26 protein-coding genes are annotated in these 24,101 nt (G+C 40.3%); 12 read left to right on the top strand and 14 right to left on the bottom strand.

Annotated elements, in window-relative coordinates:
• Positions 1 to 14: 14 nt before the first annotated feature.
• Positions 15 to 572, top strand: a complete 558-nt coding sequence (locus ACHLI0_RS22465; protein WP_225709917.1) for a TlpA family protein disulfide reductase — start codon at positions 15 to 17, stop codon at positions 570 to 572.
• Positions 573 to 701: 129 nt separating this feature from the next.
• On the opposite strand, the gene ACHLI0_RS22470 is transcribed toward ACHLI0_RS22465, so the two are convergent.
• The 11 genes from ACHLI0_RS22470 to ACHLI0_RS22520 form a co-directional block, all read right to left on the bottom strand.
• Positions 702 to 1,040: a HepT-like ribonuclease domain-containing protein gene (locus tag ACHLI0_RS22470; RefSeq protein ID WP_008766714.1), complete on the bottom strand. Its 339-nt coding sequence runs from the start codon at positions 1,038 to 1,040 to the stop codon at positions 702 to 704.
• On the bottom strand, positions 1,033 to 1,332 hold the full coding sequence (locus ACHLI0_RS22475; protein ID WP_011107149.1) for a nucleotidyltransferase family protein: 300 nt from the start codon (positions 1,330 to 1,332) through the stop codon (positions 1,033 to 1,035). Before ACHLI0_RS22475 ends, ACHLI0_RS22470 begins: the two co-directional genes overlap by 8 nt.
• 218 nt (positions 1,333 to 1,550) lie before the next feature.
• Entirely contained in the window at positions 1,551 to 2,606 is a 1,056-nt protein-coding gene (locus ACHLI0_RS22480) for an endonuclease/exonuclease/phosphatase family protein (protein ID WP_132062176.1), read from the bottom strand.
• A 10-nt stretch (positions 2,607 to 2,616) separates the two neighbouring features.
• Entirely contained in the window at positions 2,617 to 3,210 is a 594-nt protein-coding gene (locus ACHLI0_RS22485) for a putative polyvalent protein kinase domain-containing protein (RefSeq protein ID WP_225709918.1), read from the bottom strand.
• 89 nt (positions 3,211 to 3,299) lie between these two features.
• Complete coding sequence (locus ACHLI0_RS22490) at positions 3,300 to 3,653, bottom strand: DUF1622 domain-containing protein (protein WP_008766711.1); 354 nt, start codon at positions 3,651 to 3,653, stop codon at positions 3,300 to 3,302.
• Positions 3,654 to 3,817: 164 nt separating this feature from the next.
• Complete coding sequence (locus ACHLI0_RS22495; protein WP_225709919.1) at positions 3,818 to 5,101, bottom strand: zinc-dependent metalloproteinase lipoprotein; 1,284 nt, start codon at positions 5,099 to 5,101, stop codon at positions 3,818 to 3,820.
• 114 nt (positions 5,102 to 5,215) lie between these two features.
• Positions 5,216 to 5,611: a hypothetical protein gene (locus ACHLI0_RS22500; protein WP_008760488.1), complete on the bottom strand. Its 396-nt coding sequence runs from the start codon at positions 5,609 to 5,611 to the stop codon at positions 5,216 to 5,218.
• 138 nt (positions 5,612 to 5,749) lie between these two features.
• Complete coding sequence (locus ACHLI0_RS22505) at positions 5,750 to 5,962, bottom strand: hypothetical protein (protein WP_008760489.1); 213 nt, start codon at positions 5,960 to 5,962, stop codon at positions 5,750 to 5,752.
• A gap of 585 nt (positions 5,963 to 6,547) precedes the next feature.
• The gene (locus ACHLI0_RS22510; protein WP_008760490.1) at positions 6,548 to 7,558 is read right to left on the bottom strand and encodes a GGGtGRT protein; all 1,011 of its coding nucleotides are present in this window, start codon (positions 7,556 to 7,558) and stop codon (positions 6,548 to 6,550) included.
• Positions 7,559 to 7,577: 19 nt separating this feature from the next.
• The gene (locus ACHLI0_RS22515; RefSeq protein ID WP_005677723.1) at positions 7,578 to 8,279 is read right to left on the bottom strand and encodes an iron-sulfur cluster assembly scaffold protein; all 702 of its coding nucleotides are present in this window, start codon (positions 8,277 to 8,279) and stop codon (positions 7,578 to 7,580) included.
• Between the two features lie 194 nt (positions 8,280 to 8,473).
• A complete protein-coding gene (locus ACHLI0_RS22520; protein ID WP_005794453.1) occupies positions 8,474 to 9,535 on the bottom strand; it encodes an IS5-like element IS1169 family transposase in 1,062 nt (353 codons plus the stop codon).
• 300 nt (positions 9,536 to 9,835) lie between these two features.
• Here ACHLI0_RS22520 and ACHLI0_RS22525 point away from each other — a divergent pair, with 300 nt between their 5' ends.
• From ACHLI0_RS22525 to ACHLI0_RS22565, 9 genes are all read left to right on the top strand, one after another.
• Positions 9,836 to 10,240: an HsmA family protein gene (locus ACHLI0_RS22525; RefSeq protein WP_048693171.1), complete on the top strand. Its 405-nt coding sequence runs from the start codon at positions 9,836 to 9,838 to the stop codon at positions 10,238 to 10,240.
• A gap of 759 nt (positions 10,241 to 10,999) precedes the next feature.
• On the top strand, positions 11,000 to 11,500 hold the full coding sequence (locus ACHLI0_RS22530) for a DMP19 family protein (RefSeq protein WP_055217545.1): 501 nt from the start codon (positions 11,000 to 11,002) through the stop codon (positions 11,498 to 11,500).
• An 82-nt stretch (positions 11,501 to 11,582) separates the two neighbouring features.
• Positions 11,583 to 12,371 (top strand): hypothetical protein, encoded by a 789-nt coding sequence (locus tag ACHLI0_RS22535; protein WP_490750077.1) that lies wholly within the window; start codon positions 11,583 to 11,585, stop codon positions 12,369 to 12,371.
• Positions 12,372 to 12,397: 26 nt separating this feature from the next.
• Positions 12,398 to 12,943 carry a Yip1 family protein gene (locus tag ACHLI0_RS22540; RefSeq protein WP_008760494.1) on the top strand — a complete coding sequence of 182 codons (546 nt, stop codon included), beginning with the start codon at positions 12,398 to 12,400 and terminating at the stop codon, positions 12,941 to 12,943.
• Between the two features lie 9 nt (positions 12,944 to 12,952).
• Positions 12,953 to 13,405: an SsrA-binding protein gene (smpB, locus tag ACHLI0_RS22545; RefSeq protein ID WP_008760495.1), complete on the top strand. Its 453-nt coding sequence runs from the start codon at positions 12,953 to 12,955 to the stop codon at positions 13,403 to 13,405.
• 89 nt (positions 13,406 to 13,494) lie between these two features.
• A complete protein-coding gene (metH, locus tag ACHLI0_RS22550; RefSeq protein WP_490750078.1) occupies positions 13,495 to 16,242 on the top strand; it encodes a methionine synthase in 2,748 nt (915 codons plus the stop codon).
• A 12-nt stretch (positions 16,243 to 16,254) separates the two neighbouring features.
• Positions 16,255 to 16,854, top strand: coding sequence for a nitroreductase family protein (locus ACHLI0_RS22555; RefSeq protein ID WP_490750079.1), 600 nt, complete (start codon positions 16,255 to 16,257; stop codon positions 16,852 to 16,854).
• Between the two features lie 71 nt (positions 16,855 to 16,925).
• On the top strand, positions 16,926 to 17,051 hold the full coding sequence (locus ACHLI0_RS22560) for a symporter small accessory protein (RefSeq protein ID WP_008766705.1): 126 nt from the start codon (positions 16,926 to 16,928) through the stop codon (positions 17,049 to 17,051).
• Positions 17,048 to 18,598 (top strand): sodium:solute symporter family protein, encoded by a 1,551-nt coding sequence (locus ACHLI0_RS22565; RefSeq protein WP_008760499.1) that lies wholly within the window; start codon positions 17,048 to 17,050, stop codon positions 18,596 to 18,598. Before ACHLI0_RS22560 ends, ACHLI0_RS22565 begins: the two co-directional genes overlap by 4 nt.
• A gap of 118 nt (positions 18,599 to 18,716) precedes the next feature.
• On the opposite strand, the gene ACHLI0_RS22570 is transcribed toward ACHLI0_RS22565, so the two are convergent.
• Positions 18,717 to 20,105, bottom strand: a complete 1,389-nt coding sequence (locus ACHLI0_RS22570) for an MltF family protein (RefSeq protein ID WP_490750186.1) — start codon at positions 20,103 to 20,105, stop codon at positions 18,717 to 18,719.
• A 17-nt stretch (positions 20,106 to 20,122) separates the two neighbouring features.
• Positions 20,123 to 20,740 (bottom strand): uridine kinase, encoded by a 618-nt coding sequence (gene udk / locus ACHLI0_RS22575; RefSeq protein WP_008760501.1) that lies wholly within the window; start codon positions 20,738 to 20,740, stop codon positions 20,123 to 20,125.
• A 101-nt stretch (positions 20,741 to 20,841) separates the two neighbouring features.
• Here udk and ACHLI0_RS22580 point away from each other — a divergent pair, with 101 nt between their 5' ends.
• Positions 20,842 to 21,141 carry a Dabb family protein gene (locus ACHLI0_RS22580; protein ID WP_008760502.1) on the top strand — a complete coding sequence of 100 codons (300 nt, stop codon included), beginning with the start codon at positions 20,842 to 20,844 and terminating at the stop codon, positions 21,139 to 21,141.
• Positions 21,142 to 21,156: 15 nt separating this feature from the next.
• Positions 21,157 to 23,211: a protein-disulfide reductase DsbD family protein gene (locus tag ACHLI0_RS22585; protein ID WP_414229469.1), complete on the top strand. Its 2,055-nt coding sequence runs from the start codon at positions 21,157 to 21,159 to the stop codon at positions 23,209 to 23,211.
• 90 nt (positions 23,212 to 23,301) lie between these two features.
• On the opposite strand, the gene ACHLI0_RS22590 is transcribed toward ACHLI0_RS22585, so the two are convergent.
• On the bottom strand, positions 23,302 to 24,006 hold the full coding sequence (locus tag ACHLI0_RS22590) for a pirin family protein (protein WP_008766240.1): 705 nt from the start codon (positions 24,004 to 24,006) through the stop codon (positions 23,302 to 23,304).
• Positions 24,007 to 24,101: the final 95 nt, after the last annotated feature.

Here is a 24,101-nt window from a genome sequence, read left to right on the forward strand (position 1 = left end):
TAACGAAGAAAGATATGAAAGTGGAAATAAGAAGCAAAGTGGTGATATTGCTATGTATCGTTCTGGCAGTTTTTTCTTCCTGTATCACGGACGATGATGATGACAGGGGAGACTTTGCTCTTGTTGCCGGTGACGCCCTTCCTCAGTTTTCGGTAGAGATGAGTGATGGGGGAATGTTGAATACGCAGTCATTTAGCGGGAAGGTTGGAGTGATTGTCTTTTTTCATACGGATTGTCCGGATTGTCAGAAAGAACTTCCGGTTATTCAGAAAGTTTATGATACATATAAAGAGAATCCGGATGTATTATTGTCTTGTATCAGCCGTTCGGAATCGGGCTCTGAAGTACAAGCTTATTGGGAAAAACATTCGTTTACCTTGCCTTTTTCCGCTCAGAATGATGATGCTGTCTTTTCGCTTTTTGCTTCCCATACCATTCCCCGTATATTGATTACAGATAGGGAGGGGATTATTCGTGCTGTATATACAGATGATCCTTTGGCGACCTATCAAGAATTGGCAAAAGATATCGATGCTGTCTTAATCGATAAGTTGTCCGGAAATGAACGATAGCTCATTTGTTGCAAATCAACAGGTGGTTTAATCTGGCTTTTTCTATTTTTAATGGTGCAAATAGTATACATCTGTGTGAGTGCGAAAGAACAGATATACGGCACTGTCCACAATTTTGTGTAACTAATCTCATGTCTTTAGTAATGTTATGACTTCATTTCTAAGCTTTGGCAGATGATTAATAACCATGCTCCAAAGTATATCTACAGATAGACTATCATAGCCATGTATGATATAATTTCTGGCATCTACTATTTTACGAGAATTGGTTATAGCTATATCCTTATCAACTTTTAGTATTCTATTCATAGCTTCACCAATGATTTCTATATTCCTTTCAACGGCTCGTCTAAGGCATAGGTTACTATAGAAGTCATCATAAACTTTAGGAGCATTGCCGAAGAAACCTTCCACTTCTTCAATGGCAGTTAGAATATCTTGCAAGTGTTTCTTTATTAAGTCATCCATAGATTAAAGTTTTAGTTGCATCCACATTCTTCTTCAGATATGGATTCTTAATCGTTTGTTCTTCCAGTAAATCAACTTCTCTGCCAAACAGATTCTCTAAAGCATATTTGAAATCAAAGTAATTATCAAAGTAATCACTTACTTCTGCTTTATTGAAATCTACTACTAAATCAATATCACTGTTGTCGTTAAAGCGATTTGTAAGGATAGAACCAAACACAAATAGCTTATGTACCTTATGTTTCTTGCATAAGTCTATAATCTTCTGGATATTGTTCTCTATTAGTTTCATGTGGCTGTCTCCTTTCAATGCAAAGATAATGAATTAGTTTCTAATTAACAATCTTGTTTATGGGGAAGTTGTCAGATTCAACCTTTTTACATTAACACTAACATGAGTTCAAATAGAGAAGCATGGACCAGTAGGCTATTTGGCGGATGAGATAAAGGAGACTGTAGTAACAGAGTATGTATATCATCCTGTAGATGTCACCCTACTCAATATACTCATTACCGTTTCTTCCGAATCTTAAATGTAGCAAGATTCCCTTTATGGTCGCTGGGCCAAATACAAGAAGGCGTCAGAATCTTATCCTTAGAATCGTTTTCTGTTATTTTTCCCCGGACAACTGTTTCGGAGGGACCTACCAACTTGCTATCCTTCATGGAAAGCATCGACTCCAATGGATAATAATAAATGAAATCAATCCGGTCACGTTCGTCTGCCTCAGGCGCCCAAGCCAACTTTTCCAGTTTAGCCTCTTCTGCGAGTTTGTTTCCGGCAGGGAATGTAAAACCGGGATATCGAACTGTATTGGGAAATTTTTCACGATAAGCATCTTTGAATCCTGCTTTGCTCAGCATCATTGAGCAGTCCCAATGAATGATAGCCCCATTATGATCCCATAAATCCTTTGTATCTGCCTGCCAGTCTAAATGAGAGGGCTCATTAAAATCTCCTCCCATGATTATCGGGCGGCCTTGTTGAATGTCAGATTGTACTTCTTGAATAAAAGCACGGATGGTTTCATCCCGAAAAGACTGTCTGTTTGCTTTCAAGACTTCTTCTTCATCCGTTATCGGCATCTCCATCTTCTTCCAGGTAGTACCATTATATCCGCGTGGCATATAGCACTGATAATGCCGGTAATCCAAATGACAAGAATAGAAAGATACGGGTTGGCCTTCGATTGTTGCAACCATTTTCACCATAGCACGACCTTCGTCACCGGGTACGATGCAGCATTTAGTCATGCTATCCGGCTTGAATTTACTCAAAACACCGATTGCGAGATCAAATGTTTCTCCATAATAGTGTTTTCCTCTCTTCTCCAGCTCTTCGATCACATGAGGGATAAACTGTTTTCCGTCTCTGATTTCGCACAGAAAAACGACATCCGCATCCATCTCATCCAGTACATCAATAATGCCTTGATCTCCGTTGGGTACTTTAGTACATCCATGCCACAGGTTTAATTGGAAAACGGTAAAAGTGTCTTTCGCTTTTGCATGGCAAACATTGACCAGACAAAACAAGCAAAGTAATAATAGTAAGTTCTTTTTCATATCGTGTCTTTTATATTCTTCTTAATCTGATTTGCGTATCGATAAAATAGAGATCATTATCTATCCCATATAATACATTGTTGGGTACTGCATCGAATATCTCATATTCTTTATTATGGAATTCATCCATATAATCTGTTTCAAAACCAATGGCATTCATGTATTCAGCGATTTCATCTTCTGTAGCTTCTCGTTTGGCAATAATATATGGCTGAGTAAGAACTGCACAAAATTCATGTTTGCTGTTGTATGCGAAGCCGATCATTTCGTACGGGACATTACTGAAGTAATGATTGTGTGCAAAGATACGGATAAAGAAGTTTTCTAAATCTTCCCCAGCATATTCAAAATTATTCAGTTTGATGACTGATACGCTACCATCGTGAAAAACTTCGTTCTCTCCACCTTTATCCATATAAGTAATATTAAGATGAGATAAGTCGATCCACAAATGATTGGAATCAGCTAGTTTTTTTAGCTCTTCAGTTTGCGCTCTCTTATAGCTTTCTGTTGCTTCAGCATTTTCTGTTGCTTCCTTACTTCTTCTGGCGATACAGGCTGCTTGCTCCAAGAGGCTATTGACTGGCGGGTACGCTCTATCCATTCTTTGTGAAATTCGTTGATGTATTCCATAACCATAGTTAATTATGAGTTCATGCAAAAGTAATACATTTTTTATTTATTCCAATCTATTTATGTGCTTTTTGAATTTTCTTCTTCGGCCAGTTCTTTTATTTCTTTATTCAGAAAGACTGATAATACAGTTCTTACTATAACTACACCTCCTAAAATAGCCAGTTCGTCTAGAGTCGGGTCTACTACGGTCTTTAGTATGTCTGATGCAATTAGAAATTCTAATCCCAATAAGAGGTAACTGCCGAAATCAGCTCTCAGCTGCCGGACATTATTGATGGTATAGGTTCCGTTGATCCGTTTGAATTCGTTACGGAGAAAAGCGATGAATCCTACGAATACTCCATAGGTTACAATCAATAAGCTGATTACACCAATGATGGTGGCCAGTATGTTTAAAAATGTCAGTAGCATCGTTTCATGATGTTTGGTTATATTGTAATAACAAGTTATCCTGTATAAAAGTTTTGTATTGTGATGTAGAAAACGGATAATTCGTTATTGTCAAATTCCTGACATTTGACTACTATGGAGGAATAGTCGATGAAATACTTGCTGCCCCGTTTTACCTGATTATGTTATTTCATTATACATATTGGCAAATTCAATCTGCCTTGTACGCCTCTGGTATCTATTCTGCTTTCTTTAGGACCTGGAATCAGTGGGCTATAGTTTAAGATATGGCGTATTCTTTTTCGTTGTTCTAAAGTTATTTCATTATAAAAGCAATATGCATAATCCATAATGTTGTGTGCTTCATATTCTCCTTTTTCGCAGCTATATCGTTTAGCTAAATCTTTTAATTGATATTTTTTCTGCTTATCCAAATTGTTAAGCCATTGTTCATACTCACTACGGTTATAACTGGGAGTATCTTTGCAATAATCAGTATCGGTACACATTGAAGTGGTCCCTCCTTCTGAGAATACATGACGTAATCCTAAATAGTGTCCGAGTTCGTGTGCTAATGTTATTGCAGCATCGTTTTGATTAATTCTTTCATCTGTACTTTGCTCGTAAATATATGAACTATTGATCGATATACAATATGGGAAACTCAAATTTTCTAAAGTGATCCACGAAGCTGATACCTGTTGAGTCCCTTCTAAAAGAAAGTCCTTTAAACTATATGGAAATGTAGATATGCCTAAAATCTGTGAATCCGTAAAAGGATATACCATTATGTTAATGTATTCATTGGGTTCCCATAATAAAGATGTATATTTTCCTGTATTATCTCTCATAAACTTTTCGCAATCAATAGGAAGCTCATTAAATGGCACTCTTTCTACTCCAGGTTCTGGTAATGTGGTTCCATTCTTATCTTTGGTTGCTAATACAAATTCGAGATTTATATCAATTCCACACTTTTCAGATTGATAGAAATGGTTAGCTCGCACTAATACATCTTTTAAATGGTCTTCTTTTATATATTGATTTATGTCATTTTCGTTTTGATAAAGAACATGGAAAATAACGGGTAACTGATAGTGTATTTTATCTAAATCTTGATTAACTTCTCCTTTTTGTTGTGAAATCTTAATTGTTTGGTTTATCCCTTGGGCGGATATGATTAGATTAGTTTGTCTGTTTGCATGTTTGGTGTTAGCTAGAATTTTTATAGTAAGTATATCGTTTCCTTCTCCTTGATATTTGTCTGGTATGCACCAATCAGCTGAATTTGCGATGATCCATTCAGAATTAGATGTGATAGCAACAGTTATTTTCCCTCCGTTATTGTCGATATTGCGGAAGATGTTTTGTGAAATTTCAAGTTTTATACCATCGATTTTCTCCGAATGATCACAGCTTGTGGCTAGAAATAGTAATGTAAAGAGAATAGTGTTATATACAATTTTCATAGCTTTTATTTATAAAAGCCGTAATTCCTCATTTTCAAGAAAAAGGAAATTACGGCTTTGGGATATTTGTAACCTTTACTGAATTTCTACTTTTACTGTAAAGATTGGTGGGTTTTAGTCACGAGTTCCGGTAAAAGTGGTCATACTTCCTGCATTATTAAGGAAACTTATAGTCATTGCTTTACCTGTAACAGTTATGTTGATACCAGATGAGCTTTCGCTTGAAAGAATGTATTGATTGCCTTCTTTAGTAACATTGTAATTTTCACTACCGTTATCTGTGTAGAAGTCAGCGGTAACTTTTACTACAGAAGAAGATACTTTGGTGACAGTGACTACATATGCATCAGCTGTAACATTAGTTCCAACTTTGAGTTTACCTGTATAAACTCCTGCTATGCTGGCACTGAAATCACCAGACGTTTCATCATCATCATCTCCACATGATACAAATGACAGGCTTGATATAAGCACAATCATCAACATACTTAAAATTCTAAATTGTTTCATCTTTTTTGTTTTTAATGTGTAATCTTTTTAGTCATATACTTTGGTTGTCTTAAAAAACTTTGCAAAGATACATGCTCTTTAAACATAAATATCCTTTTGATTGTTGCTGTTTTATATACAAGGTTGTAGAAGATATTTCTATGTTCTGTTGTTATATATATCAGAATATATTTGGAAGAAATTGTATTCTAATATAATGGATATACGTAACAACAGTTCTGTATCTAAGCTCTGTCTTCTAAATATATTATATACATTAGTTCGATCGCAATAGAGTCGTCTTGCGAACCATGTGACCGAGCGTTCTTGGCGATGGAGCTCTTTTTCAATAATTTGTCCGATGTGTGTCATACTGGATTATTTTCGAGAGTTTATTTTATGTAATTCTTTATTTTCTAAAATTCTCTCTTTATATCCTCTTCTCTTTTTAATAATTTATGGATATTATTATCTCTTTGCAAAGATATGTTATAAGCTGGTTCATGGTAAGAATTTGTTGTAGAGAACTAAACAACGATAGTGTAGATTATTTGTAACAATCATCATCTTTTTTATAAAAATAGGAGAGTGTCTTATAAAAAATACTCTCCTGTATAATAATAAGTAACTTTTCAGCTTCTTGTAAACTATAGCAATCTGTTATTAATCAATACTATAATAGTTATTCATAAATGATTTGAGTTGGCAAAAGATATTAACTCTTCAATTTGCCCTCTTCTCATAGCTTTCTGCTGGTTCAAGCGTTCCTGCTACTTCTTTTGATTATGATTTTATGTAAATGTAGCTATTCATTGTATATAAATCTATCATTCAACAATTCTAAATGATAGGTGAGATAAGGTATCTGAAACTGCCATCTACTTCAAATTACCACAAATAAAAAAACTCCTGCAATCACATGGATTACAGGAGTTTATTTATATAATGTAACTTGAATTACTTAGCCAAAGCCTGAGCTACGTCTACAGCACAAGCTACTGTACAACCTACCATCGGGTTGTTACCAATTCCCAGGAATCCCATCATTTCTACGTGAGCAGGAACTGATGAAGAACCAGCGAACTGAGCGTCAGAGTGCATACGACCCATTGTGTCAGTCATACCATAAGAAGCCGGACCAGCTGCCATGTTATCCGGGTGAAGAGTACGACCTGTACCACCACCGGAAGCAACTGAGAAGTATGGCTTACCAGCCAATACACGTTCTTTCTTATAAGTACCGGCAACCGGATGTTGGAAACGAGTAGGGTTAGTAGAGTTACCTGTGATAGATACGTCTACGCCTTCTTTCCACATGATAGCTACACCTTCGCGAACATCGTCAGCACCGTAGCATTTTACTTTTGCACGAGGACCGTCAGAGTAAGCGATTTCGCGAACTACTTTCAGCTCACCAGTGAAATAGTCAAACTGAGTCTGAACATAAGTAAAACCATTGATACGAGAGATGATCTGAGCAGCGTCTTTTCCAAGACCGTTCAGGATGCAACGCAAAGGTTCTTTACGTACTTTGTCTGCTTTTGCAGCGATTTTGATAGCACCTTCAGCAGCAGCGAAAGATTCGTGACCTGCAAGGAATGCGAAACATTTAGTTTCTTCGCGAAGCAACATAGCAGCCAGGTTACCATGACCGATACCAACCTTACGGTCGTCAGCTACAGAACCCGGGATACAGAATGCCTGCAAACCGATACCGATAGCTTCAGCAGCTTCAGCAGCGTTTGTGCAGTTCTTCTTAAGAGCAATTGCAGTACCTACAACGTATGCCCATTTTGCGTTTTCAAAACAGATAGGCTGAGTTTCTTCACACGTTTTATAAGGATCAAGTCCGGCAGCTTCGCAGATTGCGTTAGCTTCTTCGATGTCTTTGATGCCGTTAGCGTTCAAGGCTTCAATGATACCTTTGATACGACGGTCTTGGCTTTCGAATTTTACTTCTCTAATCATAGTTTCTTTCCTCCTTATATTATTCGTGACGTGGATCAATGTGTTTAACTGCTCCCTGTTCTGCTGTTACACGACCATAAGTACCTGTAACTTTCTTCAATGCTTCGTTAGCATCAGTTCCCTTCTTGATTTCATCCATGAATTTACCCATGTGAACGAATTCGTATCCACAGATTTCATCATTCTTATCCAAGAAGATATTTTTGATGTAACCTTCAGCCATTTCAAGGTAACGAGGACCTTTAGCCAAAGTACCATAAAGGGTACCTACCTGGCTGCGCAGACCTTTACCTAAGTCTTCCAGACCTGCACCGATAATCAAACCACCTTCAGAGAAAGCAGACTGAGTGCGTCCGTAAACGATTTGCAGGAAGAGTTCGCGCATAGCTGTGTTGATTGCGTCGCAAACAAGGTCAGTGTTCAGTGCTTCGAGGATTGTTTTACCCGGAAGGATTTCAGCAGCCATAGCAGCTGAGTGAGTCATACCAGAACATCCGATAGTCTCAACTAAAGCTTCCTGGATAACGCCTTCTTTAACATTCAGTGTCAGTTTACAAGCACCCTGCTGAGGAGCACACCAACCGATACCGTGTGTCAAACCTGAAATATCAACGATTTCTTTAGATTTTACCCATTTGCCTTCTTCGGGTATGGGAGCCGGTCCGTGGTTAGGACCCTTCTTTACAACACACATGTGTTCCACTTCGTGTGAATAAGTCATAATTAGCTCTTTTTTTAGTGATATAAGGTGAGTTCTATCAATTCAATTTATCCTCTTGTATCAGACAGCAGAACTCTTTAACTGCCCAATTTGTGAGCTTTAGTCTTTCAAATTTAGCGAATATTTTCTACCCCCCCCAATTTTTACAATAATTAACTTGTGTCTGTTGTAAAAATTGGATGTGCAGGCATAATTCACCCCAACAACTCAGGTTTCAGCCTGATTATTTGCGTGTAACGACTGATGTTATACACAAGACTGGTGAGTGCTACATTGGCTTTAGCACGAATAAGCCCTACTGTACGCACCACAAGTCCACGCATGGTTTGTTCCTCAAACCCGAATACATGCTCGACAAGGCAACGTGTCTTGGATTTTTTCCTATTGTCTGATTTCTGCTCCTTGGTAAGCGGACGGTTACGGTAGCCCTTTTCGCAAATTATCGGATTCATCTTATGCTGTTTTACAATCTCCTCTTGTCCGACATAACCGGCGTCCAAATACAAGTCCTTGCCTTCGTCTTTTTCATCCAGCAGTCCTTCAAAGCCTTTGGAATCATGCACTTCTGCCGACGTGGTATCATAAGAAAGTATGATCTTATTGCGTTTCTCAACTTTAGTATGCTGCTTGTAGCCGTAAAAAGTCTCATCACGCTTCTTTGTCCAGCGGGCATCTACATCCTTGTGGCACTTCTTGTGGGGATTGTCATTCCACAACTTATCACCCGCTCCCTGTTTTATCTGCTCATTTTCATCACGGGTGTTACGTTGGCGAGGGGCAATAACAAAACTGGCATCAATGATGCGACCCTCATTGAATTGCAGACCCTTACTTTCCATGAAACTATGAAATTCCGAAAAAAGCTTGTCATAAACGCCTGTATTTGTCAGGAGTTCGCGATACTTCCACACCGTCTTCTCGTCAGGAACATCGTCAACACATTCAATACCAAGAAACTTGCGGAAACTCGTACGGTCAACTATCTGATACTCTATCTGATGGTCACTCAAACCATAATAACGCTGAAGAAACAAGACCTTGAACATCAGCACACAGTCTATCGGCGGACGACCGGCATTACTTTTGCGCTCTCCGGTAAAAAGGGCTGATTCAAGAGTAGGACGAAAGATCTCAAAATCAACATACTGAGACAACACTTCAAGAGGATTGCCCATTTCATTCAAACGCAATTCACGATTCTCTGACTCAAATAGTTGATTATAACGAAGCTTACGGTATCGGGATAACTTGTTCATTATAAAATTCTTATTTTCTGCAAATTTACGCTCTTGGAACCATATAAACAACTGTACTACAATATTTTAATTTATAGAACTCCTCATAATTAAAAATACGTAGTCACGATTCTCTAAATCGCCCACAAAGGTAGTCGATTTATTTGTTTCTGCAAATCGCCATATCTTACTTTTTTGTGAAAAGTGACAAATCCGTTTACGTTTTTTCTTCGTTTGCTAAGTCGGGATTGCATTTGTGAAAGATTACTATGCGTCGAACTATCTATTCGTTGCTTTGTTGTTATCTCAAATATAAATTTTATGGAACTGAATCAGGTAGATATACATTATTTGATAGCGGCAATCTGCGTTATTTCATCTGCGTTGGTATTTTATACTATCGGTGTATGGGGAGAAAGGCTGCAAAAGAAACTGAAGTTATGGCATATTATTTTCTTTCTTTTAGGATTGGTGTCCGATGCAGTCGGAACCAGCCTGATGGAGCATATTGCCAAATTAACGCATTTGCATGATGAAATCCACACGGTAACGGGGACGATTGCCATTCTTCTGATGTTTGTACATGCTTCATGGGCGATATGGACTTATGTGAAGGGATCTGCCGAGGCGAAAAGGCATTTTAATCGTTTTAGTATCGTCGTTTGGTGCATTTGGTTAATACCTTATTTAATAGGTATGGCTATAGGAATGCATTTACATGCATAAATAGTTATATGTTTTTGCATTAGATAGACTTAAAAGAGTTCCTTCTTTCAGCTATCCCATGCAAAGAAAAAAATATTTTAGTCTCACGGTCTCACTGCTTTTGTGTAATCTGCATATAATTAGTATATTACAGAATGAGAGATACTTTTCAAATAGGTATCTCTCATCATTTTCTCCCTAGAATCGCTTCATTTCAGTCTATCTCTCACTCTTTTTTGGGGTATCTCTCATTCCATTTCTTTGTCCTTTGCGTAAGTAGTTGCCGAATACATCTAGCATCTTGGTTGCTGTTTACTTGTTGTTTATATATTATGTTACTTATCTCTATGGCATTTGATGCCTTTATTCGTGTGTTATTTTACCGACATCTTCATCGTTCCACCCGGGTGAACCGATCGTTGCACCCTTGTAAACAGGTCTGCGCACCTAGGTGGACATGCTTGTTCACCCGGGTGGAACGATGAAGAACTCCCTTTGAAAATGCGACAATAATAGTTGTAAAGCTGGTTATTATAGGGTTGTTTGCATACTATTGAACGGTAAAAGAAATGTGCTTAAAGGGTTTTTCGGGAAAGGGAAAGTATATCGGTATGCAATTATCTGGCGGATATCGGAAAGCAGAATGAGATACCCTGTTTTCATGGGTTTGAATTAAATTAATTCCGCCAACAGGTATGTTTTAGTGAGAATGTGGCAGTATTACTAGATAGATATAGAATAAAATTAGTAGCTTTGCTGAATAATTTATTGAACAAAGCTATGATAGAAGTTATGGAGTCCGCTTTACAGAAAGCTGCGGGCGAAGGAATGGATGAATTTATCCAGGTATTTACTGATAAATATAAGGAAGTAATCGGTGGTGAACTGACTGCTGACACAATGCCGTTGTTGACAGGTGAACAGCATTCATTGCTGGCTTATCAGATTTTTCGTGATGAAATAATGTTCGGCGGATTCTGTCAGTTGATTCAGAACGGTTATGGCGGATATATCTTTGATAATCCTTTTGCCAAGGTTATGCGTCTGTGGGGGGCGGAAGAGTTCTCTAAATTGGTATATAAAGCCAAGAAGATATATGATGCCAACCGGAAGGATCTGGAAAAGGAACGGACAGACGATGAATTCATGGCGATGTATGAGCAATATGAGGCTTTTGATGATTTGGAAGAGGCATATTTAGATATGGAGGAACAGGTTACTGCGCTGGTAGCAAGGTATGTAGACGAGCACCTGGAACTTTTTGCAAAAATAATAAAGTAAACGATGCAGTATTTTTTAAGTATCTGCATTTATTAATTGTGAATTAGAATTTATATCTTTGCAAACTCTAAAAAATATGTTTATGAAACAAATGAAATTTTTATTAGTAGCTTTAATGACGGTTTTAATGGGGATGTCTGTTACTTCTTGTATGAATGGGGATGATAATACGATATATACCGGACCTGCGTTCGCAAAATGTACAAATTATTTTCCTGCTACATTTGAATTGGCTAATGGGCAGAAACTGGTAGTTAATGAATTGTCAATGCCTAACTTGAATCTAGGAGAGATCTATTTCTTTTACTATCAGTTTGACACAGCGCAACAGCCAGGGAATTCTCAGACTCTTGATGTAACACTTTATGCAGGAAGTACTCCGACTTCTATTAGTGCAAAATCTACTGAAGGACCAGAGAAAGCGGCAGATTATAACGAAGCTACTGCACCTTTATATACTTTTAATAGCGATACATCAACTCAGCCGGGAATACTTTTTGATCAATATCTTGTAATTCCTATTATGTATTGGGTAAAAGTAGAGAGTACAGACGAAAAGCAGAAAGAAGAACTTAATAAGCATTCTTTCATACTTACTTATGACTTTACAAATGTTAAATCGGGAGATACTACTCTTGAATTAACACTTAACCATGTGATAAAAGATGGTTCAGAAGAAACTGTAGATCGTAATAAATATACTTCTACTTATAAAGCCTATAATTTGACTACTGCTATTTCTGCTTTCAAAACTGCTAGTGGAGGAACTGAACCAACTAAAATAAAAGTAAATGCAAAGACCAACTCCTCAAAGAATTCTTTGGATGGTGCCGCAAATTCAACGTGGAGTGAAACACTTAAAACAAATTGAACTACAAAGAATTATTTAATATAGCAATGAAATTGATTTCCTCTCCGGCCAAGGCCTGGGAGGAAATTTCTATGGAAGAGGATAGGCGAAAAGTTTTTATGGCTTTTGTCTATCCTATGATTGGTTTATGCGGCTTGTCCGTCTTTATCGGCTCTTTGCTGACGAATGGATGGGGAGGACCGCAAAGTTTTCAAATAGCTATGACCAATTGTTGTGCCGTAGCTGTGGCATTGTTTGGTGGTTACTTTCTGGCGGCCTATGCAATTAACGAAATGGGAGTAAGAATGTTTGGGATGCCTGCCAATGCTCCGTTGACACAACAGTTTGCCGGATATGCACTTGTTGTCCCCTTCTTGCTTCAGATTGTGACCGGACTTTTACCTGATTTTAGAATTATTGCCTGGCTATTTCAGTTCTACATTGTCTATGTAGTATGGGAAGGAGCTCCCATATTGATGCAAGTGGAGGAAAAAGTACGATTGAAATACACCCTTTTCTCATCAGTTTTGTTAATACTATGTCCGACGGTGATTCAAATTGTATTTAGTAAGTTGATAGCCATACTTAATTAATGTGTAAAGATGAAACAACCTTCTGTAAATATCAAGAATAAACGTGCTACATTTGACTATGAGTTGATGGATACCTACACGGCAGGTATCGTATTGACAGGCACGGAAATTAAATCCATTCGTTTAGGAAAAGCAAGTCTGGTGGATACGTTTTGTTATTTTGCGAAAGGCGAATTATGGGTAAAGAATATGCATATCGCCGAGTACTTCTATGGTTCGTACAATAATCATACAGCTCGTAGAGACAGAAAGTTGTTGCTTAATAAGAAAGAATTGGAGAAAATTCAACGGGGAATGAAAGACCCCGGTTTTACTACCGTTCCTGTACGTTTGTTCATCAACGAAAAAGGTTTGGCGAAACTGGTCGTTGCTTTGGCGAAAGGTAAAAAACAGTACGATAAACGGGAATCAATTAAAGAAAAAGATGACCGCAGAGACATGGCCCGAATGTTTAAGCGATAAGATGGCTTTATAGCGTAATAGTAAGATAAGATCGTGATAGGTCTAAGATAGGCAGAGTGACAATTAGGTGTTAATGTAATAAGGTAAGAATGAAAAAGACAATTTCTCAGATTGTATCCGAGCGTATTCTGATTCTGGATGGCGCAATGGGCACAATGATCCAACAATATAATCTCAAAGAAGAAGATTTTCGTGGTGAACGTTTTGCGCATATTCCCGGTCAGTTGAAGGGGAATAATGATTTGTTGTGTCTGACTCGCCCCGATGTCATTCAAGATATCCATCGTAAATACCTGGAAGCAGGTGCGGATATTATCGAGACCAATACATTCAGTTCTACAACTGTCTCAATGGCGGATTATCATGTAGAAGAATATGTGCGCGAAATGAATCTTGCCGCTACCAGACTGGCACGTGAACTGGCGGACGAATATACAGTAAAGAATCCGGATAAACCGCGTTTTGTTGCAGGCTCCGTTGGACCTACCAATAAAACCTGTTCCATGAGTCCGGATGTGAACAATCCGGCGTTTCGTGCTTTGTCTTATGACGAACTGGCTGCCTCTTACCAGCAGCAAATGGAAGCCATGCTGGAAGGTGGGGTGGATGCCATTCTTATCGAAACCATATTTGATACGCTGAATGCGAAAGCTGCCATCTTTGCAGCCGGACAGGCTATGAAGGTGACAGGAATAGAAGTTCCTGTTATGTTGTCTGTGACGGTATCCGATATCGGCGGACGTACATTGTCCGGACAGACTTTGGACGCTTTCCTTGCTTCTGTGCAGCATGCCAATATATTTTCAGTCGGATTGAATTGCTCCTTTGGTGCCCGTCAGTTGAAGCCTTTTCTTGAACAGTTGGCTTCGCGTGCACCTTATTATATCAGTGCTTATCCTAATGCGGGACTTCCGAATAGTCTGGGGAAATATGATCAGACTCCCGCAGATATGGCTCATGAAGTGAAGGAGTATATTCAGGAAGGATTGGTTAATATTATCGGTGGTTGTTGTGGTACGACAGATGCCTACATTGCAGAATATCAGGCACTGATAGCAGGTGCCAAACCTCATGTTCCGGCACCCAAACCGGATTGTATGTGGCTTTCCGGACTCGAACTACTGGAAGTGAAACCGGAAATCAACTTTGTGAATATAGGTGAGCGTTGTAACGTAGCAGGCTCACGCAAGTTTCTTCGTCTGGTTAATGAAAAGAAATATGATGAAGCCCTTTCCATAGCTCGTCAGCAAGTAGAAGACGGAGCTTTGGTTATTGACGTTAATATGGATGATGGTCTGCTGGATGCCCGTACTGAGATGACTACTTTTCTGAATCTCATCATGTCCGAACCGGAAATAGCCCGTGTACCTGTTATGATCGACTCTTCCAAATGGGAAGTGATCGAAGCCGGATTGAAATGCCTGCAAGGCAAATCAATCGTAAACTCGATCTCTCTGAAGGAAGGAGAGGAAGTATTTCTGGAGCATGCCCGGATCATCAAGCAATATGGAGCGGCAACTGTCGTGATGGCTTTTGATGAAAAAGGACAGGCGGATACTGCTGCCCGCAAGATAGAAGTGTGCGAACGTGCATATCGTCTGCTGGTTGATAAAGTTGGATTCAATCCTCATGATATTATTTTCGACCCGAATGTGCTTGCGGTGGCTACAGGAATCGAAGAGCATAACAATTACGCCGTAGACTTTATAGAAGCTACTGGATGGATCAGGAAGAATCTTCCCGGTGCACACGTCAGCGGCGGAGTGAGTAATCTTTCTTTCTCTTTCCGTGGCAATAATTATATTCGTGAAGCAATGCATGCGGTATTCCTTTATCATGCCATCCAGCAAGGGATGGATATGGGAATCGTCAATCCGGGAACTTCCGTACTCTACAGTGATATTCCTGCAGATACGCTGGAAAAGATAGAGGACGTTGTATTGAATCGTCGTCCCGATGCTGCCGAGCGTCTGATAGAACTGGCGGAAGCATTGAAAGAAACGATGGGCGGTACTTCCGGTCAGGCAGCTGTGAAGCAGGATGCATGGAGAGAAGAATCCGTACAAGAGCGTTTGAAATATGCTTTGATGAAAGGAATCGGTGATTATCTGGAACAGGATTTAGCGGAAGCTTTACCTTTATATGATAAAGCTGTAGATGTAATTGAAGGTCCGTTGATGGATGGAATGAATTATGTCGGCGAGCTTTTTGGCGCAGGAAAAATGTTCCTGCCTCAGGTCGTGAAGACTGCCCGTACTATGAAGAAAGCCGTAGCTATACTGCAACCGATCATTGAATCAGAAAAAGTGGAAGGATCATCTTCTGCCGGAAAAGTTCTGCTTGCTACCGTAAAAGGGGATGTGCACGACATCGGAAAAAATATAGTTGCCGTCGTAATGGCGTGCAACGGTTATGATATAGTTGACTTGGGAGTGATGGTTCCGGCAGAAACTATTGTTCAGCGTGCCATCGAAGAAAAAGTCGATATGATCGGTTTGAGTGGTTTGATCACACCTTCTCTGGAAGAAATGACTCATGTGGCTGCCGAACTGGAGAAAGCCGGACTGGATATTCCTCTGTTGATTGGCGGAGCCACTACTTCAAAGATGCATACGGCACTGAAGATCGCACCTGTATATCATGCACCGGTTGTACATCTGAAAGATGCTTCTCAGAATGCCAGTGTTGCTTCCCGGTTGTTGAACCCACAGATGAAAGCCGAACTGATTAATGAGTTAGATGCAGAATATCAGGTACTTCGTGAGAAGAGCGGACTATTACGCCGTGAAACAGTATCGTTGGAAGAAGCCCAGAAAAATAAGTTAAACCTATTTTAAAGACTTGTCACAATGAAAAAGATTTTTTCTTTCTTGTGTATGCTCATGGCAATGACTGCTATGGTCTCGTGTTCTTCCTCAAAAGAGGAAAAAGGAACAACCGGCACCGGAAATGCCGCTTTGGATAATATCTTTGAACGTAAGAGCGTGCGTACTTACTTGAATAAAGGGGTAGAGAAAGAGAAAATCGATTTAATGCTTCGTGCAGGAATGTCTGCTCCATCGGGAAAGGATGTTCGTCCCTGGGAGTTTGTGGTTGTTTCCGACCGTGCGAAACTGGATTCGATGGCGGCGGCTCTTCCTTATGCCAAGATGTTGACACAAGCCCGTAATGCGATTATTGTCTGTGGTGATTCTGCCCGTTCTTTTTATTGGTATTTAGACTGTTCTGCTGCAGCACAGAATATTTTGCTGGCTGCTGAAAGTATGGGGCTGGGTGCTGTATGGACAGCTGCTTATCCGTATGAAGATCGTATGGAAGTCGTTCGCAAATATACCCACCTGCCTGAGAATATTCTTCCTCTTTGTGTCATTCCTTTCGGCTATCCTGCAACAAAAGAGCAGCCGAAACAGAAATATGACGAGAAAAAGATACATTATAATCAGTATTAGTAAACAAAAGTTTTGTCTTTTCAATAAATTCCTTACATTTGCGGCTTAATTGATTAAAATCTGATACGCAAATGTTTGGAATAGATGACCCTTTTATAGTCTTGCCATATATCCTCTCAGTGATATGTGTGATTTTTGCTGCCTGGTTTGGGCTGAAATATTGGAATAAGGACGACGATAAAGACGAAACACGATGAATACATTTACTCTTGGCTTGATTGTGATAGCTTATCTGCTGTCATTGGCCTACCTCGGTTTTTTAGGATATAAGAAGACTACGAATACCAGTGATTATCTGGTGGGCGGGCGTCAGATGAATCCGATAGTGATGGCGCTTTCTTATGGTGCTACGTTTATCTCTGCTTCCGCTATTGTTGGCTTTGGCGGTGTAGCGGCTGCTTTCGGTATGGGTATTCAGTGGCTGTGTTTCCTCAATATGTTTGTCGGGGTAGTTATCGCCTTCATATTCTTCGGTTTGCGTACCCGGCGCATGGGAGCAAAACTGAATGTCAGCACTTTTCCGCAGTTATTAGGCCGTCATTTTCGTTCCCGTAATATACAGGTGTTCATTGCAGCCGTCATATTTATAGGTATGCCGCTGTACGCTGCTGTGGTAATGAAAGGGGGCGCTGTATTTATCGAACAGATTTTTCAGATTGATTTTAATATATCTCTGCTGATATTTACGTTAGTCATTGCTGCGTATGTGATTGCAGGAGGAATGAAGGGGGTGATGTATACGGATGCTTTACAGGCAGTTATCATGTTTGGCTGTATGTTGTTCCTGTTGTTCTCTTTGTATCAGGTGCTTGGCATGGGTTTTACGGAAGCAAACAAGGAATTGACAAATATAGCCCCTTTGGTTCCGGAAAAGTTTAAGGCATTGGGGCATCAGGGATGGACTGCAATGCCTGTGACAGGTTCTCCGCAGTGGTACTCATTGGTTACCTCTCTTATTTTGGGAGTAGGAATCGGTTGCCTTGCACAGCCTCAGTTGGTGGTACGTTTTATGACGGTAGAAAGTAGCAAGCAGTTGAATCGTGGCGTATTTATCGGTTGTTTTTTCCTGATTATAACGGTAGGAGCTATCTATCATGCCGGCGCATTAAGCAATCTTTTCTTCTTGAAGACAGAAGGAGCTGTTGCTACGGAAGTGATACAGGATATTGATAAAATCATTCCTTATTTCATCAATAAAGCTATGCCGGACTGGTTTGCCGCTTTGTTTATGCTCTGTATCCTTTCTGCAAGTATGTCTACGCTTAGTTCTCAGTTCCACACAATGGGAGCATCGGTTGGTTCTGACATTTATGGTACTTATAAGCCCCGTTCTCGTGGCAAATTGACAAATGTGATTCGTTTGGGAGTACTTTTCTCTATTTTGGTCAGCTATATTATTTGTTATATGCTGCCTCACGATATTATCGCCCGCGGAACTTCTATTTTTATGGGTATCTGTGCTGCTGCATTTCTTCCTGCCTACTTCTGTGCATTGTACTGGAAGAAAGCGACGAAACAGGGAGTTATGGCAAGTCTCTGGGTAGGAACTTTAGGCAGTGCTTTTGCACTAATATTCCTTCATCAGAAAGAAGCTGCCGCAATGGGAATATGTAAATTCCTGTTTGGCAAGGATGTATTGATTGAGACATATCCGTTTCCGGTCATTGACCCTATTCTCTTTGCATTACCATTGTCTATACTGGCTATTGTGGTGGTTAGCCTTTTGACGGGCAGAAACAAATAATAGGTATTAAGTAATAAGTATTAAGTATTAATCGTAGCAGCACAACTGTTGATCCGCATGGTTTAATACTTAATACTTAATACTTAATACTTAATACTTAATACTTAATACTTATTACCTATTTTATCTTTTTCTTGTACGATTCGAACCGGGACTGAATATCACGTACGAAGTTGAACGTTTCTATGCCACGGAAATATCCATTTTTACAAACAGGGTCGGTGAAGTATTCTTCATTGCTTTTGAGCAGGATGAAGTTTTCGACGTTGTCTTTCCATACGAGGTTATTCTTTCCGTATTTTTTTGCTAATGCCATGGCATCGTAGATATGTCCTAGGCCGGCATTGTAAGAAGCCAGTATGAAATTGAGCCGTTCTTGTTTGTCAGAGATCATATTGAAACTTCGGTCTGTGGCGGCAATGTATTTAACGGCTGCTTTTATACTTTCTTCCGGGTTTTGTTCTTTACCTGCGGGTACGCCCATTGCTCGTGCAGTGGCAGGCATCAGTTGCATCAATCCTTTGGCTCCTGCCCAAGATACGGCTGTTGTGTCAAAGTTTGATTCCGTATAGGCGAGGGATGCCAGCATTCGCCAGTCCCATCCGATCTCTTTGGCGTATTTCTTGAATAAATCGTCGTAATGTGATATTTTTCCTTCTTTAAGTGAAAGGATGGGGGAGTGGGGCATCATTTTACTATTCTCGAAGTAACGCTTCATACTTGCCGTATAGGCAGGAGAGGTCATATTTTTTTTATGCCAGTTTGTGGCGGCGGCTGCCAGTTCGGGACTGTCTTTTCGTACAGCCCATGAAGAACGCTGGTCAAAACTGATAGAAAGATCGATATTCAGATTGGGATAGTAAGTTTTATTCAGTTTGGCTAAATCATTATCGGCTACGGTATAGGGAATCTTACCTTGTGCTACCTGGGTGATTAAGTCTTCCGCGGTAACGCTATCTCCCGTTATCTTATGAATATGGATACCACCTCCCAGTTCGTTGTTCAGATTCACGAGGCGATCGTAATATTTGCCTGGTTTGACATATATATCTTTGCCGATAAGTTCCGTTACATCTTTCAATGGTTTATGCTTTCCATTTCCTTGCTGGACGATAACCTGATGGGTGATTATATCTTCTCCACAATACAAAAGGCTGTCTTTCCATTCTTTGGTAATCGGCAGGTTGTAGGCGATCATATCTCCTTCGCCTGACTGTAATTTCTGAATCAATTCACGGACATTTCTGGCTACCTCGATTCTGAGTTTCAGTCCCAGACTTTTAGCAAACTGTTCACTGAGTTCGTATTGGAATCCCATTTCCTGTCCGCGATAAATGAAATATGAAGTAGAGCTATAGAGTGTCAGCACTACCAGTTCTCCACTGTCTTTAATCTGTGGAAGATCGTGTGCTGTTTCATTATTTTCGGTATGATGTTTGTTCCGGCATCCGAATACACAGCACAAAAGTATAAGAAACAAGGGGAGGATCAGTGTCTTGGCACTCATTCTGAACTCTTTATCTTTCATTCTTCATTTTTCAAATGTTTCTTGATATACATTGTTAATATATCGATAGCTACCGCATTGCTGCCGCCTTCCGGAACGATAAGGTCCGCATAGCGTTTGCAGGGTTCGATGAATTGCAGGTGCATCGGTTTCAGAACACGGGTATAGCGTTCCATGACAGCTTCCGCTGTCCGTCCTCTTTCGATGACATCCCTTTGGATGACACGTATCAGGCGTTCATCGGGATCGGCATCTACAAATATCTTTAGGTCCATCATATTGCGTAGCTTCTTGTCGCACAAGGCAAGGATACCTTCAATAATGACGACTTCACGAGGCTCGATGTGGATGGTTTCCGGTTGGCGGGTACAAGTCAGGTAAGAATAGGTCGGCTGCTCGATGCTTTTTCCTTCTTTCAGCATCATCACATGTTTGGAAAGCAAGCTCCATTCAAAAGCATCCGGATGGTCAAAGTTGATATTCTGACGTTCTTCAACCGGCACGTGACTACTGTCTTTGTAGTATGAATCCTGAGGTAATAGTACTACTTCTCCAACGGGGAGGCTTTCTATTATTTTTCGTACGACGGTGGTTTTTCCGGAGCCCGTTCCACCTGCTATTCCTATTATTAACATCTCTTTATAGTGTTATTTGAACCAAATAGAGTAATTTTGCATTAGTAATGTAATGCATTGACAAGACAAATATAGAAACAATTCATTAAAATAACAACGTAATGGTGAAACACATTGTATTATTTAAGTTAAAAGACGAAGTTCCCGAAGCGGAGAAACTCGTAGTGATGAATAAATTTAAGGAAGCTATCGAAGCGCTCCCCGCTAAGATTTCAGTGATCCGTAAGATTGAAGTCGGACTGAATATGAATCCGGGAGAGGCTTGGCATATAGCTCTCTATAGCGAATTTGACACGCTGGAGGATGTGAAGTTCTATGCAACACACCCTGATCATGTGGCAGCCGGAAAGATTATAGCTGAAGCAAAGGACAGTCGTGCATGCGTGGATTATGAATTATAACCCCCAATAATGAAAATGAGAAAATTAATTTCTTTTCTGCTTTTAAGCTTTGTAGCCTATACATTGCAGGCGCAGATTAAAGATCCGGTAAAGTTTAAAACAGAACTGAACTCTCTTTCTGATACAGAAGCGGAGATCGTGTTTACAGCTGCCATTGACAAAGGGTGGCATGTTTATTCTACCGATCTTGGAGACGGAGGACCTATTTCTGCCACATTTAATGTGGAGAAGAAGTCCGGTGTAGAACTGGTTGGTAAATTGAAGCCTGTCGGCAAGGAAATAGCTACTTTCGACAAACTGTTCGAAATGAAAGTGCGCTATTTCGAGAATACTGCCAAATTCGTGCAGAAAGTGAAGCTGACTGGTGGAGCTTATGCGATAGAAGGTTATCTGGAATATGGAGCCTGCGACGATGAGAGTTGTCTGCCTCCGACAGAAGTTCCTTTTAAGTTTTCGGGTGAAGCAAAGGCCGGAACTACGGCTACTCCTGTAGCCAAAGTTGATAAGCCGGAGACAAAAGAGGTGGAAGAGGTCACTGCTCCTGCTGCGTCCAAAGACTCTGCCGCAATGATGGAACTGGTTCCTGCTTCTGCTACGGATGCAAATGCCGATATTCAACCGGCCGTAGCTTCCGGTGACCTTTGGCGTCCGGTAATCAGTGAATTGCAGGCACTGGGCGAGGAACATACTCAGGGAGATATGTCTTGGATTTATATTTTCGTGACAGGTTTCCTGGGTGGATTGCTGGCTCTGTTCACTCCTTGTGTATGGCCTATTATCCCGATGACAGTCAGTTTCTTTCTGAAACGTAGCAAAGATAAGAAGAAAGGTATTCGTGATGCGTGGACTTATGGTGCTTCCATTGTCGTTATTTATGTGGCATTAGGATTGGCTATTACACTGATATTTGGTGCCAGTGCGCTCAATGCTTTATCGACGAATGCTGTCTTTAATATCCTTTTCTTCCTGATGCTGGTAATCTTTGCCGCTTCATTTTTCGGAGCGTTTGAGATTAGATTACCGTCAAAGTGGGGCAATGCGGTAGATAGTAAAGCGGAATCGACTACCGGTCTGCTGAGTATCTTCCTGATGGCATTTACACTTTCACTGGTATCTTTCTCTTGTACAGGTCCGATTATCGGATTCCTGCTGGTACAGGTTTCTACTACAGGAAGCGTGGTGGCTCCGGCTATCGGTATGTTGGGTTTTGCCATTGCATTGGCATTGCCGTTCACACTCTTTGCTCTGTTTCCGTCATGGCTGAAGTCTATGCCGAAGTCGGGCGGATGGATGAATGTGATCAAAGTGACGTTAGGATTTCTGGAACTGGCATTTGCGCTTAAATTCCTGTCGGTTGCCGATCTGGCTTATGGCTGGAGATTACTCGACCGTGAAACCTTCCTCGCTCTGTGGATTGTCATCTTTGCATTGCTGGGTTTCTATCTGCTTGGTAAAATCAAGTTCCCGCACGACGATGATGACAATAAGGTGGGAGTGACTCGTTTCTTTATGGCACTTATCTCTCTGGCGTTTGCCGTATATATGGTTCCCGGTTTGTGGGGAGCTCCGTTAAAAGCCGTAAGTGCTTTTGCGCCTCCTATGCATACGCAAGACTTTAATCTGTATAAGAATGAAGTACATGCGAAATTCGATGACTACGATCTGGGTATGGAGTATGCACGTCTGAATGGCAAACCAGTGATGCTCGACTTTACAGGCTATGGATGCGTGAACTGTCGTAAGATGGAAGCTGCTGTATGGACGGACCCGAAAGTGAGTGATCTGATTAATAATGATTATGTGCTGATTACTCTGTATGTGGATAATAAAACTCCGTTGACCGAACCTGTGAAAATCGTAGAGAACGGTAAGGAACGTACTTTGCGTACAGTCGGTGATAAGTGGAGCTATCTGCAACGTGTGAAGTTTGGTGCTAATGCACAGCCTTTCTATGTATTGCTGGATAATCAGGGAAGTCCTTTGAATAAGTCTTATGCTTACGATGAAGACATTCCCAAATATATTGAATTCCTGCAAACTGGACTGGAGAATTATCGGAAGGAAAAATAATCCGAAGATATAACTATCAATGAGAAGCGGTCTCACTCTGTAGAGTGGGACCGCTTCATTTAAATAGAATAAAACTAGAAATAATGTTTTTTACATGGGTACTTCCATTACCAGAAGTTTGGTCCCTTTAGTAGCACGGATAGAGAAGCTTTTGGTATCCCATATTCCGATGCCGTCACGTTTGGCCAGATGTTCGTCGGCCACGCTGATCTCCCCTTCGATCACAAACAGATAAGCTCCGTTACCTTCCTGATGCATACAATATTCGATGGTTCTTTCCGTATCGAAGTCTCCCATAGAGAACCAGGCATCTTGTTTGATAGAGGCCGGTGTCTTGCCGTTCGGTGAAATGAACAGAGATAACTCGTTCGGTTTCAGCAGCGGACGTATATCGAAATTGTTATATTCGGGTTTCGTATTCTCGATTCGGGGGAATACCCATATTTGCAGGAATTCCAATTGTTCTTCCTTGCTGTCGTTATACTCACTATGATAGATACCACTGCCCGTACTCATCACTTGGATATCACCGGGAGTAATCGTTTTCGTATTTTGTACACTGTCGCCATGTCTCAGATACCCTTTCAACGGAATGGAAATTACTTCCATGTTTTTATGTGGATGGGTATCAAATCCCATTGACGGGTCTACACTGTCATCATTCAGTACTCGCAAGGCTCCGAAATGGATTCTTTCCGGATTGTAATAGTTAGCAAAACTGAATGTGTGGTGGGTTTTGAGCCAGCCATGATTAAAATAGCCTCTTGATGAAGCTCTGTCGATTACTTTTTTCATAATCTTCCTTTCTTTTTTTATAGAACTTTGTTGCGTGCTTTGTTCGCACTTTTATAATAGGATAACAATTAAAGGGGGCACAAAGTTCTTGGACG

It is taken from the genome of Bacteroides sp. RCH18, assembly GCF_058231005.1.

What these genes read in the sequence shown, in the direction of transcription:
- ACHLI0_RS22495 (WP_225709919.1), bottom strand. Translation starts at nt 5,101, where the DNA reads ATGAAAATTGTATATAACACTATTCTCTTTACATTACTATTTCTAGCC.
- ACHLI0_RS22530 (WP_055217545.1), top strand. Translation starts at nt 11,000, where the DNA reads ATGATAGAAGTTATGGAGTCCGCTTTACAGAAAGCTGCGGGCGAAGGA.
- ACHLI0_RS22470 (WP_008766714.1), bottom strand. Translation starts at nt 1,040, where the DNA reads ATGGATGACTTAATAAAGAAACACTTGCAAGATATTCTAACTGCCATT.
- ACHLI0_RS22540 (WP_008760494.1), top strand. Translation starts at nt 12,398, where the DNA reads ATGAAATTGATTTCCTCTCCGGCCAAGGCCTGGGAGGAAATTTCTATG.
- udk (WP_008760501.1), bottom strand. Translation starts at nt 20,740, where the DNA reads ATGTTAATAATAGGAATAGCAGGTGGAACGGGCTCCGGAAAAACCACC.
- ACHLI0_RS22580 (WP_008760502.1), top strand. Translation starts at nt 20,842, where the DNA reads ATGGTGAAACACATTGTATTATTTAAGTTAAAAGACGAAGTTCCCGAA.
- ACHLI0_RS22500 (WP_008760488.1), bottom strand. Translation starts at nt 5,611, where the DNA reads ATGAAACAATTTAGAATTTTAAGTATGTTGATGATTGTGCTTATATCA.
- ACHLI0_RS22535 (WP_490750077.1), top strand. Translation starts at nt 11,583, where the DNA reads ATGAAACAAATGAAATTTTTATTAGTAGCTTTAATGACGGTTTTAATG.
- ACHLI0_RS22560 (WP_008766705.1), top strand. Translation starts at nt 16,926, where the DNA reads ATGTTTGGAATAGATGACCCTTTTATAGTCTTGCCATATATCCTCTCA.
- ACHLI0_RS22570 (WP_490750186.1), bottom strand. Translation starts at nt 20,105, where the DNA reads ATGAGTGCCAAGACACTGATCCTCCCCTTGTTTCTTATACTTTTGTGC.
- ACHLI0_RS22525 (WP_048693171.1), top strand. Translation starts at nt 9,836, where the DNA reads ATGGAACTGAATCAGGTAGATATACATTATTTGATAGCGGCAATCTGC.
- ACHLI0_RS22505 (WP_008760489.1), bottom strand. Translation starts at nt 5,962, where the DNA reads ATGACACACATCGGACAAATTATTGAAAAAGAGCTCCATCGCCAAGAA.
- smpB (WP_008760495.1), top strand. Translation starts at nt 12,953, where the DNA reads ATGAAACAACCTTCTGTAAATATCAAGAATAAACGTGCTACATTTGAC.
- ACHLI0_RS22590 (WP_008766240.1), bottom strand. Translation starts at nt 24,006, where the DNA reads ATGAAAAAAGTAATCGACAGAGCTTCATCAAGAGGCTATTTTAATCAT.
- ACHLI0_RS22480 (WP_132062176.1), bottom strand. Translation starts at nt 2,606, where the DNA reads ATGAAAAAGAACTTACTATTATTACTTTGCTTGTTTTGTCTGGTCAAT.
- ACHLI0_RS22515 (WP_005677723.1), bottom strand. Translation starts at nt 8,279, where the DNA reads ATGACTTATTCACACGAAGTGGAACACATGTGTGTTGTAAAGAAGGGT.
- metH (WP_490750078.1), top strand. Translation starts at nt 13,495, where the DNA reads ATGAAAAAGACAATTTCTCAGATTGTATCCGAGCGTATTCTGATTCTG.
- ACHLI0_RS22585 (WP_414229469.1), top strand. Translation starts at nt 21,157, where the DNA reads ATGAGAAAATTAATTTCTTTTCTGCTTTTAAGCTTTGTAGCCTATACA.
- ACHLI0_RS22485 (WP_225709918.1), bottom strand. Translation starts at nt 3,210, where the DNA reads ATGGATAGAGCGTACCCGCCAGTCAATAGCCTCTTGGAGCAAGCAGCC.
- ACHLI0_RS22520 (WP_005794453.1), bottom strand. Translation starts at nt 9,535, where the DNA reads ATGAACAAGTTATCCCGATACCGTAAGCTTCGTTATAATCAACTATTT.
- ACHLI0_RS22475 (WP_011107149.1), bottom strand. Translation starts at nt 1,332, where the DNA reads ATGAAACTAATAGAGAACAATATCCAGAAGATTATAGACTTATGCAAG.
- ACHLI0_RS22510 (WP_008760490.1), bottom strand. Translation starts at nt 7,558, where the DNA reads ATGATTAGAGAAGTAAAATTCGAAAGCCAAGACCGTCGTATCAAAGGT.
- ACHLI0_RS22555 (WP_490750079.1), top strand. Translation starts at nt 16,255, where the DNA reads ATGAAAAAGATTTTTTCTTTCTTGTGTATGCTCATGGCAATGACTGCT.
- ACHLI0_RS22490 (WP_008766711.1), bottom strand. Translation starts at nt 3,653, where the DNA reads ATGCTACTGACATTTTTAAACATACTGGCCACCATCATTGGTGTAATC.
- ACHLI0_RS22465 (WP_225709917.1), top strand. Translation starts at nt 15, where the DNA reads ATGAAAGTGGAAATAAGAAGCAAAGTGGTGATATTGCTATGTATCGTT.
- ACHLI0_RS22565 (WP_008760499.1), top strand. Translation starts at nt 17,048, where the DNA reads ATGAATACATTTACTCTTGGCTTGATTGTGATAGCTTATCTGCTGTCA.